This is a genomic window from Viridibacillus arenosi (assembly GCF_001955655.1).
Classification (GTDB): Bacteria; Bacillota; Bacilli; order Bacillales_A; family Planococcaceae; genus Viridibacillus; species Viridibacillus arenosi.
In genome coordinates, this window is the sequence record NZ_MSPW01000006.1 from 44,117 (window position 1) to 60,779 (window position 16,663).

Below are 16,663 nucleotides of genomic sequence, written 5' to 3' on the forward strand. Positions count from 1 at the left end.
ACAAACAACAAGATATTAATAGGTTTCTCTTTTTAGATGTGACAATGAATGTACTTAAATATTTAGTTTCAGGCTGAAGGAATTACATATGTATAGTGTCCAAAAAATATATAATTGCAATTTTAAAAAGACTTAGTTATTAGGTGCAATGATTATAATTAGCATGATTTTTTAATCAATTAATATAGTGAGAGTATTCAAATGTATTATATTATGTATTATTTGTAAAATAAATAGCCGTGTTGGATGGGTTTTGTAAAATATGTAAATGTTGCCGAGGTAATATAGAATCTATGAGAGGCATACCATATAATCGAAGTGGTTGAACTTAATAGATTTTCTATTAGGCAAATACAACCCTAAAAATAGAGAGGTGTGGGATAGTGAGGAATTACAGTTATAAATTTGTAAAACCTTTAACATCATTAGTGTTAGGAGCAACTTTATTAACAAGCGCCGTCATTGCTCCGATAACCAGTGCGGAGGCAGCAGTGTCTTCTAGCTACAAAATTATCAAAGGGAAGCTAGTTTCAAAATCAACTAGCAAAATAGTAAAAGGGATTAAGACTTACAAAGGTAAGGTTTACAAAGATGGCAAGTTACTAACAGGTTTAAAATCAGGGGTTTATTACAAAAAAGGTGTTAAATGGACTGGTTGGTATAAAGGCAAATGGTACGAAAAAGGTAAAGCATTAACGGGGTTTGGTAAAAACACTAGTAAATTATATATTAATGGAAAGCTCGCAATGGGTAATTGGTATAAAGGTAAATGGTATGAGAACGGAAAAGCTTTAACTGGACTAGGGAAAAATACAGGAAATTTATACGTTAATGGTGTTATAAACACTGGAAAGTATTTATACAAAAATAAATTATACGATGGTGCAGTTTTAAACAAAGGTCTAAAGCTATATGGAGACAAACTATATAGTGGTGCAGCCTTAAATCAAGGTCTAATATTTTTTGAAGGTAAACTATACAATGGCACGGCATTAAATCAAGGTTTAGCACTATTTGAAAGTAAACTATATAACAGTGCAGCGTTAAATGTAGGCATCGTACAGTATGGAGGTAAATGGTACAACGGCTCTGGCTTAGCGTCTGGAACTATTACAACCCCAGACGGAAAAACAATACAGGTTGAGAATGGTGTTGAAAGTTCACCAGGTAACGGATCGTCATCAGGGAATAATGGCGGAACAAGTGATCATGCCCCAACTGCATCAAGTGTCAAGATTGTTGGAGCTGCAAAAGTAGGTGTAACATTAGAAGTTACTTATACTTATACAGATATAGATAAAGATGTAGAAAAGGGTACAACATTCCAGTGGTATGCAGATGGAAAAGCAATTACTGGCGCAACAACTTCGACATTTAAACTGACAACAGATCAAGTAGGTAAAGTAATCTCTGTACAAGTGACACCCAAAAATGATAAAGCGATAGGAAATGCCGTAACAGCAACTTTACCAAATGTAGTAGTAACTCCTCAATAAAATTAAACGAAACGTTACTTTATAAGCTAGAGAAATATCTAGTGAAATAAGTAGAAATAATCATTCATGAATAGAATATTTAATAAGAAAAAACCTTCATAATGAATGTTTCTAACTGTTATTTTCCAATTGGTAGGTGTAATTCCTACTCTTGCACAACAGTCTTTTGAAGCAAGTGCCTAATCCTCCTGGACCCAGTGATGCGCTGATCAGCAGAAGGGGTTAAGTCAGGTGAAGTCGTACTCGAAAAAAACGAGGCGGGGCTCTTTAAAAGACAGCTATGGTTAGGCAGACGAATCCATGTAGGCAGTGTGAGGTAGTGAATGTTGCGAAACGCTAGGAGTTCAACATTCATCCTTATAGATGAAATGATGTAATGGGGGTTAGTAAAATTGACTGTTAAACTAACCATTCTCACAACTGAATAGTGGAGACCTAAGGCTGTCAAAATAAGGGATGGATATAACGGAACGTTTGAAGTTCTTCTTGACGAGGTGAATCAGCACTGAAGAAGCAAGAAGAACGGCAGCGGGTTCGTAGTAGTGATGATTGCTGGCCGTTTGGATTTGTATGGTAACATACGAAAAGGATAAAACCAGCTGGAGCGAAGGAACCCAGTCAGCAGAGTATTCTCTAAATTGCTAATCTCCTCAATAAATAATTCAGAATGTTCAGTTTTCATGAGTATTTAATGAGGTAGAAAAAAAGTGAAAAGACAATCATTCTACTGATAGCACGCCGTATGCGATGAAAGTCGCCTGTACGGTGTAGGCCCGAAACGAAATCCACAAGATGTGGTATAAGACGGGAATAGCGAAGAAAACTTTACTTTATCATTAATGCATACCAACGACACACATGCACATTTAGATAATATAGCGAAAAGAACAACTGCCATCAAAAATGTTAGAGCTAAAAAGCCAAATTCATTATTACTAGATGCAGGTGATGTTTTTAGTGGCACGCTATATTTCAATGAATTCCAAGGAAAAGCAGATTTGGAATTCATGAATTTATTACGTTATGATGCAATGACCTTTGGTAATCATGAATTCGACTTAGGCTCAAGTAAAGAAGGGCATCAGGCTTTAGCTGATTTCATCAAAGGTGCAAATTTCCCATTCATTAGTGCCAATGTAGACTTTTCTGCAGATGATCGCTTTAAAGGTCTGTTTACAGATCTAATCTCGAGTAAGCCTGAAAAAGGTAAAATTTATAATGGAATTATTAAAGAAATCAATGGCGAAAAAGTAGGGATTTTTGGTTTAACAACGGAAGAAACTAAGGATATTTCAAGCCCTGGCAGTATAGTATTTGAAAATTATATTAAAGAGGCTGAAAAAGCAGTTAAAGCGTTTGAAGGGCAAGGCGTCGATAAAATTATTGCTTTGACACATATCGGTTATGATGACAATGCGAAAATCGATAATGATTTAACATTAGCTTCAACAGTTAAGGGCATTGACGTGATTGTTGGTGGGCATAGTCATACACAGTTAGATGAGCCAGTCGTTATAGATCAAGATAATAACAATAAAACAAAAGATCCAACTGTTATTGTTCAGGCGTATCAATATAGTGATTATTTAGGCAATGTTGATGTTGAGTTTGATAGTAAAGGTAAAGTTATTACAACAAATGGAGAATTGATTAAACTTAGCAGCCTTGCAGACGACGTAGAAGCGGCTAACATACTTAAGAAATATTCTGATCAGATTAAAGAAGTATCTAATAAACCAATCGGAGCAGAAGCGTTAAGTGAACTGAGTAACCCAAGAACATCAGACACGGGTCCAAGTGTCCGTAATAGTGAAACAGCACTTGGAAATATCATTACAGATGGTATGTTAGCAAAGGCAAGAGCACAAACCAAAAATAATAATATCATTATGGCACTACAAAATGGTGGAGGTATTCGATCAGGCATTAATGCAGGTGAGATCACTGTTGGAGAAGTTATAACAGTACTACCATTTGGAAACACATTAGCAACAATGAAGCTTACAGGAGCTGAATTAAAGCAAGCATTTGAAATAAGCTTTAAGGAATCTCCAAAAGAAAGTGGAGGCTTCCTTCACGTATCTGGTGCAAAAGTTGAATTTGATTCATTAAAACCAGTGGGCGAACGAGTTGTATCGATCAAGTACAAAGATACAAATGAAACTTACGTGGATATAAAAGACCAAGAGAGTTATACAGTAGCAACAAATGCCTTCACTGCAAAGGGTGGAGATAAGTATGATGTCTTTAAAAAAGCCTATGAAGAAGGTCGTGTAACAGACTTGGGACTTTCGGATTGGGAAAATTTAGCGGAACATTTAGCGTCTCTTAAAAAAATCAAACCTACACTAGAAGGACGTATTGTAGACGTGAAAAAGGGTGAAGATCCAGATATTAGAATACCAGGTGCGGAATTCTCTGGTACTACTGAATCTCCAAAAGTTTACAATGGGAATGTGATCGTTGATATTACAGATGTTGCTTCTATATCCAATGCGATAATTAAAGGAAACTTAATCATCACTGGCACAGTATCTGAAGATATTATCATTTCTAATATTAAAGTGGAAGGTAACTTAGATTTATCCGCTGTTAAAGGGGATAGTGATAATAGTTTTGAAAATATCGAAGTAACTGGTGAAACAAACATATGATTTTTTAACGAAATCGTCAGTAAGTGAACGATTTGGCTTCCCCCATTTAATACATGTTAGCGCTACAAATAAACTCTATAAGTGTAGAAGGAGACTGACTCTATGAGTAAAGGGAACTGGAAAAAGACATTTAATGCTTTGTTGTCGGTAAGTTTAGTGACAAGTTTCATATTGCCTTCACTGTCAACACCTGTAAAAGCTGCAACTACTTCGACGGATTTAATTATTTCTGAGTATATTGAAGGAAGTGGTTTTAACAAAGCAGTTGAAATTTACAATGGTACCGGTGCTACAGTTAATTTAAATGACTATACGTTAGAGCTTCATATTAATGGAGCTGCGGCGGCAGCTCAAAAAGTGGAATTGGTAGGAACTTTGGAAAATAACGATACGTATGTTGTATATCATAAAGATGCAAATACGGCTATAAAGAGTAATGGGGATCTTGAAAACTCTTCTGTTGTTAATTTTAATGGTGATGATCCAATTGTTTTAAAAAAATCTAGTGAAATCGTTGATTCGATCGGACAAGTTGGTTCACAAATTAAATTTGGAGAGAACATGACACTTGTACGGAAGAGCTCCGTAACGACTGGGGACAAGATTATCAATGATACCTTTAATAGAGATGCAGAGTGGTCAACTTATCCAATTGATACAACTGAGTATTTAGGCTCTCATACAATGGGGGATACTCCAGTAGAGCCTGGAGAACCAGGAAATCCAGGGGAAAATACAGTCATTTCAATTGCTGATGCACATGCTAAAGCAATGGGAGAAACTGTAATGATTAAAGGTATCGTCGCTGCAAAGTTAAAGAATACTATTTCAGTTCAAGATGCGACTGGTGGTATTGCAGTTCGTCCGGTAAGTTTAAATGCAGTGGTTGGAGATGAAGTTACATTAACAGGTAAATTAGCAGATTATCGTGGATTGCTTCAATTAGATGGAGCAACCATTGTAGAAAATAAGGAAAATGTAGGAGAACCTCAACCAAAAGTAATTACAGGTGCAGATGTTAAGGAAGAAAACGAATCACAACTTGTGACAGTGAAGAACGTTTCACTTACCACAGTACAAGATGGAGGTAGTTGGGCAAACTTTACTGGGAATGATGGAACAGAATTCATCGTACGGGACGAAACGAATGCTCTAGGTTTAACAGCCAATACGAAATATGAGTCTATTACAGGGATTGTTCAACAATTCGATAATGACTACCAAATTATCCCGCGTTCTACAACAGATATCGTTGTTGATAGTACAACATTAGCGCCTGCTGTCGCTACTCCAGGAAGTGGGACATATGTTAAAGATACAGCTGTCACTTTATCTACAACTAGTGCAAATGCAGAGATGTATTACACGCTAGATGGTACTGATCCAACTATTACTAGTACCAAATATGAAAAGCCAATCCAAATTACTAAAACTACAACACTTAAAGCCATTGTGAAAGATCAAGATGGTAAATTAAGTGAAGTGTCGACTTTCAATTATACAATCGCAGATCGGTTTGAAATTCATGATATTCAAGGAGATAAACATGTTACTCCATTTAATAATCAAATTGTGGAGGGTATTGAAGGTGTTGTAACTTATTCATTTAAGCTAGGCACTGCAAATTATTATTCGATCCAAACGCCAGATGATATGGCGGATAACAATCCGAATACATCAGAAGCTATTTTACTTTATAGCGGTAACAAAGCTTGGCCGATCAAAGTGGGTGATTTAGTATCTGTTACAGGAAAAGTAAGTGAATATGCATACGATGGATATAGTGATCGTCAAGATACAGACTTGAAAACAACTCAAATAAATGTTCGTGATGATCAGGGTGGAAAGGTTACAGTCATTAAAAGCGGTATTAAGCTGCCAGCGCCAATCACTATTGATGAGGATAAGATGTCATTAAAAGCAATCGATAGTGATAATTTATCCGTTTTTAATCCAACAGTAGATGCAATTGACTTCTGGGAAAGTATTGAGGGTATGCGTGTACAAATCGGAAACGTGAAAGCTGTAGCTCCACAAGATAATGGTGACTTGGTGACGGTTCTTGAAAGTGCAAAAACAAATTCACTTCACGGCGGAGTTTTATTTGAGGAAAAGAACCAAAATCCAAATCGTATCCAATTCCGTTTAGAGCCAAATGGAACTGCACGTGATTTTGAAGTAGCGACAGGAGATCGATTTAATGGTCCGATTACGGGTATAGTTGGTTATTCATATCAAAACTTTAAAATTTATGCTTCTTTAGAGGAAATGAAAGCAGCACATAAAAAAGGAAATGCAACACCTGAAAAAACAACGATTGTCAAAGCAGATGACAAGTTAACGGTTGCTTCCTATAACTTGGAAAACTTCTCTAATAATAAGACATCAACTTCTGATAGCAAAGCTAGTAAATTAGCTAGAGCAATTGGTATTGATATGCAGAGCCCTGATATCGTTGGTGTGACTGAAGTACAAGATAATAATGGTGAAACTGCAGGAGATAGCAAGGCAGATCAAAGTTATGCAAGATTGATTACAGCTATAAAAGCTGCAAGTGGTGTGGAATATAAATATGTAAACATTGACCCAGTAAACAATCAAGATGGTGGAGCGCCAAATGCTAATATACGTGTCGGATTCTTATATAATCCAAGTCGTGTGACATTAACTCAGGGGAATCCACAAGGGGATGCAGCGACTGCAGTAGGTTATGAAAATGGAAAGCTTACGTTGAATCCAGGTCGAATTGATCCAACAAATGAGGCATTTAATAGTAGTCGTAAACCATTAGCAGCACAATTTAATTTCCAAGGTGAGAATGTAGTGGTCATTGCAAACCATTGGAATTCTAAATCAGGTGACACACCATTATTTGGTTCTATTCAACCACCTGTTTATAAAAGTGAAATTCAACGTAAAAAAATTGCACAAATTGTTTCAAATTTTATAAATGATATTAAGGCAAAAAATCCAAAAGAAAATATTATTTCTCTTGGGGATTTCAATGATTACCAATTTACTGAATCTCTAAAAATTCATGAAGGTAAGAATATGACCAATATGATTAATAAAGTAGAAGAATCCGATCGTTACACATATCTTTACCAAGGGAATTCCCAAGTGTTAGATCATATTCTAGTTTCTAACAACTTAGCAAGCAAAACCGCAATTGATATCCTTCATATCAATGCTGATTTTACAGATATGGCTGGTCGGGCAAGTGATCATGACCCTGTTTTGGTACAAGTAGATTTCGATGAAGAATCAGAAGTTGAACCAGTGAAACCAGAAAAAACGTATGATTTGGTTAATTTTAAAACAAAGAAATTGACTATTACGAAACCAAGTGTTGCCGTAAATTTAGATGGGGCATCTATCATCACAGAAGGTGTCTTATTAAAAAGTAATTATGCAGAACTGAATGGTGCTGGATTCAAAACAACAAAAGTCATAATAGCCCCTAACAAAGAAGGGACTATAATAGATTTAAAAGGTACAGAAATGAAAGAGATAATTATTGATGGACAAAACGTTAGCGAAATAAGAGGTGCAGAAAATATTCAAAGCATTGAGTTTATTAACGGTGCCAAAGCAGAACAAATTAAATTTACAAATACAAAAGGGGAACCCATTGAGGTTCCTTCTTTCCCTTCTGAAAATAAAGCACCAGTTGTAACGAGTAAAATTCCAAACAAAACGTTAAAGACTGGGGAAATTGTGTCGGTGTTACTTACAGACCACTTCTCTGATCCTGATGGTGACAAACTAACATTCACTGCAACAAAAGGTACTGTCAATCAAGCGACTGCCACGTTGACACTTTCACTTGAAGAAGGAAGCTATATTATTGGTGTTACAGCTACTGATGGTAAAAAAGAAGTAACAACCAATTTCTCAGTAACAGTTACTGCAGCCGATGTTCCAACTGACGATTATTATAAAGACGCAATGGGGAAAACTGGTCAAGCTTTAAAAACAGCATTACATGACATTATAGATGAGCATAAACAATTGACTTACGACCAAGCATGGGAAGCGTTAAGAGAAACAGATGAAGATCCAAATAACTCAAATAATGTGATTTTGTTTTATTCAGGAGAATCACGCTCTAAAACCCGTAACGGAGGAAATGTTGGTGACTGGAACCGAGAACATACATGGGCAAAATCACATGGAAACTTTGGTACAACTAAAGGTCCCGGTACAGATATCCACCATTTACGTCCAACTGACGTTAAAGTTAACAGTAGCCGAGGTAATCTAGATTTTGATAACGGCGGTAGTCCAGTTGCAGGGTGTAATGGTTGTTTTAAGACTTCTAATTCATTCGAACCACCTAATAGAGTAAAAGGTGACGTTGCCAGAATACTATTATATATGGCAACACGCTATGAACAAGGTGATAAAGTAGATCTCGAATTAAATGAAAAATTGAATAATGGAACTGCCCCATATCATGGCAAGCTTTCTGTATTGTTACAATGGCATTTACAAGATCCAGTTGATGAGTTTGAAATGAACCGAAATAATGTCATTCAAGAATGGCAAGGCAACCGTAATCCATTCATTGATCATCCTGAATGGGTAAAGCTCATTTGGGGAACACAAAGCAACAGCAAAATAAGCACAGTCAACTTAGCATCTTAAGTACTACAGGTCAGTAAAATAACCGTTATATAGACATTTGTGTATATTTCTTTATGGATATTAATAAAACATAAATTATCTTGTGGAAGTTGATTTCTGCATTATTCAGAAATAATTTTTCTTCGATTTGCAGTTTTAGATGTATCTCTTAAAGGGGAAAATATATATAACTAAAACCATGTACTGACAATTGTCAGTACATGGTTTCAATTTTACATAGCAGTTAAATTTTTAGTCGCGTTATGGATGCGTTCAGAATTCTTCTGAATAGAATTTAGGTTTCCGTTTATATCTCGCACGCCTATAAATAATTCGTTATTCAGAAATTTTATAGTATTCATAAGTCCAACAATTTTCTCGAAGGATGAATCTGTTGCTAAAACTTGAGTACAAGATTCATCAACAAGATGCTGTAATTTTTGTGAAGTCATTTTTTTAGTGCTTCTTGATGGTGCTTTTCATAGGCTTCTAATACAATTTGTTGTTCAAAGTTAATAATTTTGCCTATAGCATTAATAATTTTGAGTTGTTCCTCATGATTAAAATGAGTCTGTTGTACAATTGAGAAAAAGCCATTGAGTAAATCTTGGAAAGCACTCTTATACCACTTAGGTTCGAGCCCAACTTTTGCATGGACAAAAGCAATTATTAACGTTTTATCAAAAATCTTCATCAATGTGTCCATTGAACATTGATGAAATATGTCCCTTCAAAGCAGTTCTTAAACTGCTAATGGAACTGTTTTGATTATTTTTGATTAATATTTTTACCTAATGAATTTTCTTTTTCGAGATTTTCATAAAACTTTGCTACAATGGATTCAATGTTTTTGACTAGAGTAGGTTTCATAATGCGTAAAGTAGCTATTAGTTAGCTGAATCATATCCATCTGTATATAAATGGATCGGTTGAGCGAATTAGATATAACGATGTTATAAAGTTCTTGAAAAACTAATATTTCTAGAGATGTATTTATAGGCTTTGACTTTCTTGTGAGAAAAGACAATTTACTCGCTCCTTTAACATTGTAATAAGAATGGTATAAAGTTTTTCCATTGTATATGAAAGTAAAAACGAAAGAAGTGAATAGTTGATATGAAAGTCCTTGGAATTAATGGAAATTACCCTCAGGATTGGGTGCGAGTCTTCAATCATATTACAAATTTGTTTTTTGAGGATTCGAAAGTTTCGAAAACGGATAAAGACACTGATTTAAATGTTTATTTTGAATGGCATATAGACGCCAATCATACAGTAACAACAACCGCTGAATTACATTCAGATGGTGAAACGTATATAAGTAAATTTGTTCAAGAGTACGCTGATGAAGCTAATGAAAAGGAACAAAACATTCGACTGAAGAGAGCATTATCTCATGTACTTTTAGACACACTTGAAAAACTGACGGGTATTCACCAGAAATGGGGTATCTTAACGGGTATACGTCCTACAAAGCTGTATCATAAATTTAGAAAAAGTGGATTAACTGATTTAGAAATTCATACTAAGTTAAAAGAAGAATTTAGACTATCAGATGAAAAAATAACTCTAATGAAAAAAATAGTAGATCGTCAGCTCACGACTATTCCAGATTTAGATACAATAGGTAATGAAGTGAGTATTTATATTGGTATTCCATTTTGTCCTACAAAATGTGCTTACTGTACATTCCCTGCGTATGCTATCCATCGTAAAAATGGCCGAGTAGAGTCGTTCTTAGATGGGCTTCATATTGAGATTCGTGAAATGGGGAAATGGTTAAAGGAACGTGATATGAAAATTACATCTATTTATTGGGGTGGAGGAACACCAACATCTATAGAAGCTGATGAGATGGATGCATTATATCAAACGATGTATGATTCATTTCCACACGCTGAATCAATTCGTGAAGTGACCGTGGAGGCAGGACGGCCAGATACAATTACGCCTGCAAAATTAGAAGTCTTGAAAAAATGGGGAATTGACCGTATTAGTGTCAATCCACAATCCTACACAGATGAAACGTTAAAGGCGATTGGACGTCACCATACAGTTCAGGAGACTATTGATAAGTTCTGGCTTTCTCGTAATATGGGAATGAATAATATTAATATGGATTTAATTATAGGCTTACCAAATGAAGGTCTAGAAGAATTTGAGAATTCACTAGTTGAAACAGAAAAAATGCAACCGGAATCACTAACTGTTCATACATTATCATTTAAACGTGCTTCAGAAATGACACATAACAAACAGAAATATAAAGTTGCGGACCGTGAAACAGCTGAGAAAATGATGCATCGTGCTCATGAATGGACTACAGATAATAACTACGAGCCGTATTACTTATATCGTCAAAAAAATATTTTAGGGAATCTTGAAAACGTTGGATATTCTAAAAAAGGTGAAGAAAGTATATATAATATCGTGATTATGGAAGAAGTTCAAACGATTATAGGACTTGGTTGTGGAGCTTCAAGTAAATTCGTTAATGCAGAAACAGGGAAGATTACACAATTCCATAATCCTAAAGATCCTGCAGCTTATATTATGACATTTGAAGATGCTATTGATAAAAAGCTAGAAATTCTTGATGAACTATATAAAGAAGAACCTAAATTAATATAAAAAAATAGGTGAACATCTCTAATCAAGTGATGTTCACCTATTTTTATTTATTTCTTAACCAAAGGGCGATTTGAAGAATGATTGCCTCTTGGAATATGGCAGGATTATAACCGGTTATTTCATGGATTTGATTTAAGCGATATGTCAGTGTATGTCGGTGAATACCTAATTCTTCAGAACAAACTGTGAGTTGTTGATTATGTGAAAAATAGACAACCAACGTATGTATAAGTTTATTATTTAAATCTTTTAATGTACGATTCGTGAAGAGGAAAGCTTCCTGAGAATCACTTTTTTTTAGCAAAGAAAAAACTTCAACTTCTTCAAAAAAGTTGATCGTTTTTGTTTTGTCACCGTACTCAATGGCGTTTCTTGCTGTTTCATAAGAGTTAAATACTTTTTCTAATGTTTGAACTGGTTGACCGATGCCCATTTTAACAATGAAATATTTTTTTACTTGAGTTAACAACAGCGTTAGTTTGTCTACAATCGCTTTAGCATCCATACCAGATAATAAAATGAAATGCTCATTTAATTGATATCTACCAAAGATGACAGATTCATGGATGAAAAAATCCTCCATATGTTCGACAAAAGATTGGTATGCTGTTAGTTTTGGTTCGATGTCCAATGTAATTCCATAAAAGGGCGGTGCATGAAAGAAGCCAATTTTAGATAAACGTTCTTTCATTACTTTTTGCAAAGGCTGTTGAGTCATCAAATCTTCGAAAATAGTTTCACGCAATTTACGTTTCCATTCGCTTTGTGAGGCTATAAGTGCTTGGTGCACCATCATTTCAGTTGTTAACTGAACAAGCGGGGCCCATTCTGCAATATCATCTGGATTACCAGTAATACCAATTACACCTACAAGCTCATTTTGAAAGAAGATGGGTAAGTTAATACCAGGCTTTGCATTTTGAAAAAGATGAGCGTTTTCCTCTGTAATAATGAGCGTTTTTTCTGTTTCCGCAACAATTCTAGCCCCTCCATGTATACTTTCTACACGTAACCGATCTCCTGAAGCCAAAATTCTACCATTTGTATGTACAACGTTTATATTACGGTGCAAACGTAGCATGGTCTGTTCTACTATTTGGTTTGCTAATTGTTTTGAGATCATAATTTTCCTCCGAAGTGTATAAAAACTAGTTGTTATAATACAGGGAATTTATACGTTAAGTATAATGTAAAATACTAAATTTATCACTATAATTATTGTAAGCGTTTTATTTTAGGGGGGATTGTTGTGAAAATCGTTGTTAGTCCTGACTCTTTTAAGGGTTCACTTACAGCTATCGATGCCGCAAAAGCAATGGTAGCTGCTATTCATGAAATAGATCCAGAAATTGAAACTGTACTATTACCTGTAGCAGATGGGGGGGAGGGAACACTAGAGCCACTAGTGGAAGCTACAAATGGCCAAATTATTAGTGTAAAGGTACAAGATCCAATAGGTCGACTTGTTGAAGCTGAATACGGCATTTTAGGGGATGGAGTGACTTGTGTCATTGAAATGGCAAAGGCGTCTGGTTTAACACTTTTGACGAATGACGAAAGAAATCCACTTATCGCTTCAACTTATGGAACTGGACAGTTAATCCGTCATGCATTAAATGCTGGGTTCCGTAAATTCATTATTGGTATTGGGGGAAGTGCTACTAACGATGGCGGTACTGGTATGCTTAATGCACTTGGTATGAGGTTTTTAGATGTTGAAGGAAAGGAATTAGAACTTGGTCCAGAAGCACTTAGTACGCTACATAAAATTGATAATTCCTCTTTCGATGAACGCATAAAAGTATCTGAGTTTGTTATCGCATGTGACGTTGATAATCCATTTGTTGGGACAAATGGGGCGACTACTATTTTTGGACCACAAAAAGGGGTAACACCAGAAATGGTGCAACGAATTGATCATAATTTAACGATATTAGCAAATAAAATCGAAGCTATGACAGGTGTTGCACTGCATGATGAACCCGGTGCAGGCGCTGCAGGCGGACTAGGTGGAGCGTTTTTAGCATTTTTTTCAGTAGTATTAAAACCAGGGATTGAAGTCGTTATGAAAGCAATTGATTTTCATGGTGAAACTTTAGGAGCATCATTGATTATAACTGGAGAGGGAAAATCAGATTCTCAAACACTTTCGGGGAAAGCACCCATCGGCATCGCAAATGCAGCAAAAAAATTGCAAATACCAGTTGCCTTAATTTCGGGTTATGTTGATGAGGATAGTCGCGCACAGCTATCTGAACATTTCTTAGCAATCGGAAGCGTAGCAAATGAAACAGTTACACAGCAAGAATCAATTCAAAATGCAGCGATTCATTTAAGAAGGAGGACGTTTGAAACGGTGCAACAAATCATAAAAGAAATATAGGGTGTAATACAGATTATTTCTAGTAATTTTTTTAGGTATTCTCTTTATCTTACTTAAGATTATTTTCTGGCTTATAAAATTTAATGGTATATAGATATTGGAATAAAAAAGATTAATCATGAATAGCGCCGCCAGTGAATATGTTAATGAAAGAGAATTATCACTAAAGGTGGTGTAGCTATGAATGAGGAAGAAGTAAAGAGTCTACTATTAGAGTTGCAAAGTGGTCAGAAGAGTTGGGCAGAAGTGGCTGAGCATCGTTATGTGTTTTCGATGATGGAGCATATTGGGTCAATAGATGTAGAACTTCGTGATGACTTAATTTATCAAGTATTTTGGAGACTAATTCATAACAGGCATTTATCAAACGAGCTAATGATAGATATGCTTAATACTGCTCTAAGTGACATTTATTTATTTGATGAAATTGGTGGAAATGGTGTGGATAGTGTATTTAAACGCTCCTACACAGCATTATTAATTGCTTTACTATTAAATCAAGATTTACAGCATCCATTTTTGACAGAAGAAATGATTGGAAAAGTGAAGGACAAGTTAGTTACATATTTAGATTTGGAAGAAGATATAAGGGGCTATGTTACAGATAAGGGGTGGGCTCATAGTGTTGTAAATACTGCATATGCAGTTGATGAATTAGTAAAGAACCCAAAATTAAAAGTAGCAGATTATGATGAAATCTTTCAGTCATTAGTGAATAAAATTTTTACTTCAAAAGCAGTGTATCTTTCGAGTGAGGATGAGCGAGTAATCATGCCCATACTTACGATGCTTGAAAATGGATTATCTATTGATATAGCAAAAGGATTTTTTGAGAGGATTCCTCCTTTTTTAGCCAAACAAAAAGAGAAAGCATCTACTAAAAAGTTTGTTATTCTACAAGCCAATTGCAAGATGTTTTTAAAAAGCTTCTATTATATAGCGTCTACAGATAAAAAGTATGCTTTTATCGAAAGAAAGATTGAACGCTGTTTGACAGAAATTAGTTGAGTAATTTTTCATGTAGTAGTTTGTATTGTATTTTAAGTAGAATAATAACTGCATAAATGGTTTGAACAGAAAGCTACTACCTTACATGAACATTTTTCTTATGTGAGATAAAATGCCCATAAGTAAGCGAATACTATCAAAATTAATATAATTAACCTAAAATGCCTACCTGTAATATGGTACAATTATTGAGAAATATATGTTCGGAAGGTAGGGAGTTATGGATTTCAAAGTTTTACTAGCAGGCGGAATAATCGCTAGTACATTAGTGATTTCAGGCTGCTCATCTGGTGAGATAGCAGAGAATAAACAGCAAGATAAAAGTGACGTTGCAGTAAATCGAGACTTAATGAATATCGAAATAAAAGTCCCAGCTTCATTTTATGAAGGTGAAGATATAGATGCAATTATTGCAGATGCAAAGGAAAAAAACAAATATATAAAAGTTGAAAAGAACGGTGATGGTTCTGTGACCTACATTATGTCACATGAGCAGCACGATACTTTGATGAAGGAAATGAAGGAGAATACAGCTTCAAATGTAAAAGAAATTGAAGAAGATTCGGAAATACCTTCAGTTCTTAAAATTAGCTATAACAGTAATTTCTCTGAGTATATAGTAACAGTAGATAAAAAAGAGTTTGAAAATAGCTTCGATGGTTTTGCGGTATTCTCTTTAGGGATTGCGAGTATGTTCTATCAAGTCTTTGACGGAACAGCCGAGGAAGATTTGAAGGTTACTGTCAAAATGAAAGATGCTAAAAATGGTAAAATATTTAATGAAACAATTTATCCAGATGCATTAGATGATATCGGTGAAGAAAATTGAAACCCTTTATAATAGGTCATTAGCAAAGAATTTCAAGCTAATGATCTTTTTGTATTATTGAGATGGAAATGTCGACTTATTTTGAAGAATTCTCATTGGATGTAGTTTGAAATATGCTAGGATAGTAATAATACATAAACTTTTTTTGTGAAAAGGGAGACGATTATTTTGACGATTCGAACGGTAATATTTGATTTAGATGATACTTTACTTTGGGATAAGAAAAGTATTGCGACTGCATTTGAACTTACTTGTAAAAAGGCAGCAGATCAAGTGACAGTAAATCCTTTTGAGCTTGAAGAAACAGTGAGAGAAGCCGCACGTAATTTCTATGCATCTTATCCTACATATGAATATACACAAATGATTGGCATTAACCCATTTGAAGGTCTTTGGGGGACATTTGATGATCCAACAGATGAATTTCAACAATTAAAAAGAGTAGTTCCAACTTATCGTAAAGATTCTTGGACAATAGGTTTAGCTAAATTAGGTATAGATAATGAGGAACTTGGTGCAGAATTAGGGGATTATTTTATCGATGCGCGTAAGCAAAGTCCTTATGTTTATGAAGAAACATTTGAAGTACTGGATACATTAAAAGGGAACTTTAAATTAATTTTATTAACAAACGGTTCACCTAGTTTACAGCACACAAAATTGGAAATCACACCTGAAATCGCTCCTTACTTTGATCATATTGTTATTTCTGGTGATTTTGGTCGTGGCAAACCGGATGCTTCTATTTTTGAACATGTCTTAAAAGTTGCTAACATTCAAGCGGATGAAGCTATTATGGTTGGTGATAATTTGATGACCGACATTTTAGGCTCATCGCGTGTTAATATGCGTTCAGCTTGGATTAATCGTGAAGAAAAAACACCAATCGAAGGCGTTACACCAAACTATGAGATTAAATCATTACGTGAATTAATACCTCTAATTAAAACAATCTAATACTTCAAAAAAGCTGTCTATATTTTATATTAGACAGCTTTTTTGAAGTTCTTTTTAAATAAACAAGTAAAAAAACAAC

Annotated in this window: 10 protein-coding genes; 8 read left to right on the forward strand and 2 right to left on the reverse strand. The window is 35.0% G+C overall.

Annotation, left to right across the window (positions count from 1 at the left end; translation table 11 throughout):
• Nucleotides 1-383 precede the first annotated feature (383 nt).
• From BK137_RS12400 to BK137_RS12410, 3 genes are all read left to right on the forward strand, one after another.
• Nucleotides 384-1,496 carry a hypothetical protein gene (locus BK137_RS12400; RefSeq protein ID WP_038189040.1) on the forward strand — a complete coding sequence of 371 codons (1,113 nt, stop codon included), beginning with the start codon at nt 384-386 and terminating at the stop codon, nt 1,494-1,496.
• An 839-nt stretch (nt 1,497-2,335) separates the two neighbouring features.
• On the forward strand, nt 2,336-4,150 hold the full coding sequence (locus BK137_RS12405) for a bifunctional metallophosphatase/5'-nucleotidase (RefSeq protein WP_051448811.1): 1,815 nt from the start codon (nt 2,336-2,338) through the stop codon (nt 4,148-4,150).
• A gap of 102 nt (nt 4,151-4,252) precedes the next feature.
• Nucleotides 4,253-8,797, forward strand: coding sequence for an endonuclease (locus tag BK137_RS12410; RefSeq protein ID WP_038189039.1), 4,545 nt, complete (start codon nt 4,253-4,255; stop codon nt 8,795-8,797).
• A gap of 427 nt (nt 8,798-9,224) precedes the next feature.
• Here BK137_RS12410 and BK137_RS12420 read toward each other — a convergent pair whose 3' ends face one another.
• Complete coding sequence (locus BK137_RS12420) at nt 9,225-9,482, reverse strand: protoglobin domain-containing protein (protein WP_038189037.1); 258 nt, start codon at nt 9,480-9,482, stop codon at nt 9,225-9,227.
• A gap of 410 nt (nt 9,483-9,892) precedes the next feature.
• On the opposite strand from BK137_RS12420, the gene BK137_RS12425 reads away from it, so the two are divergent.
• Nucleotides 9,893-11,407: a coproporphyrinogen III oxidase gene (locus tag BK137_RS12425; protein ID WP_038189036.1), complete on the forward strand. Its 1,515-nt coding sequence runs from the start codon at nt 9,893-9,895 to the stop codon at nt 11,405-11,407.
• Between the two features lie 43 nt (nt 11,408-11,450).
• On the opposite strand, the gene BK137_RS12430 is transcribed toward BK137_RS12425, so the two are convergent.
• Nucleotides 11,451-12,530 carry a CdaR family transcriptional regulator gene (locus BK137_RS12430; RefSeq protein WP_038189035.1) on the reverse strand — a complete coding sequence of 360 codons (1,080 nt, stop codon included), beginning with the start codon at nt 12,528-12,530 and terminating at the stop codon, nt 11,451-11,453.
• Between the two features lie 126 nt (nt 12,531-12,656).
• Here BK137_RS12430 and BK137_RS12435 point away from each other — a divergent pair, with 126 nt between their 5' ends.
• The 4 genes from BK137_RS12435 to BK137_RS12450 all read left to right on the forward strand — a co-directional run bounded on the left by BK137_RS12435 (nt 12,657) and on the right by BK137_RS12450 (nt 16,584).
• Entirely contained in the window at nt 12,657-13,790 is a 1,134-nt protein-coding gene (locus tag BK137_RS12435) for a glycerate kinase (protein ID WP_038189034.1), read from the forward strand.
• Nucleotides 13,791-13,970: 180 nt separating this feature from the next.
• Nucleotides 13,971-14,798 carry a DUF2785 domain-containing protein gene (locus BK137_RS12440; protein WP_051448810.1) on the forward strand — a complete coding sequence of 276 codons (828 nt, stop codon included), beginning with the start codon at nt 13,971-13,973 and terminating at the stop codon, nt 14,796-14,798.
• A 220-nt stretch (nt 14,799-15,018) separates the two neighbouring features.
• Nucleotides 15,019-15,627: a hypothetical protein gene (locus tag BK137_RS12445; protein WP_038189033.1), complete on the forward strand. Its 609-nt coding sequence runs from the start codon at nt 15,019-15,021 to the stop codon at nt 15,625-15,627.
• 168 nt (nt 15,628-15,795) lie between these two features.
• Nucleotides 15,796-16,584 carry an HAD family hydrolase gene (locus BK137_RS12450; protein ID WP_038189032.1) on the forward strand — a complete coding sequence of 263 codons (789 nt, stop codon included), beginning with the start codon at nt 15,796-15,798 and terminating at the stop codon, nt 16,582-16,584.
• Nucleotides 16,585-16,663: the final 79 nt, after the last annotated feature.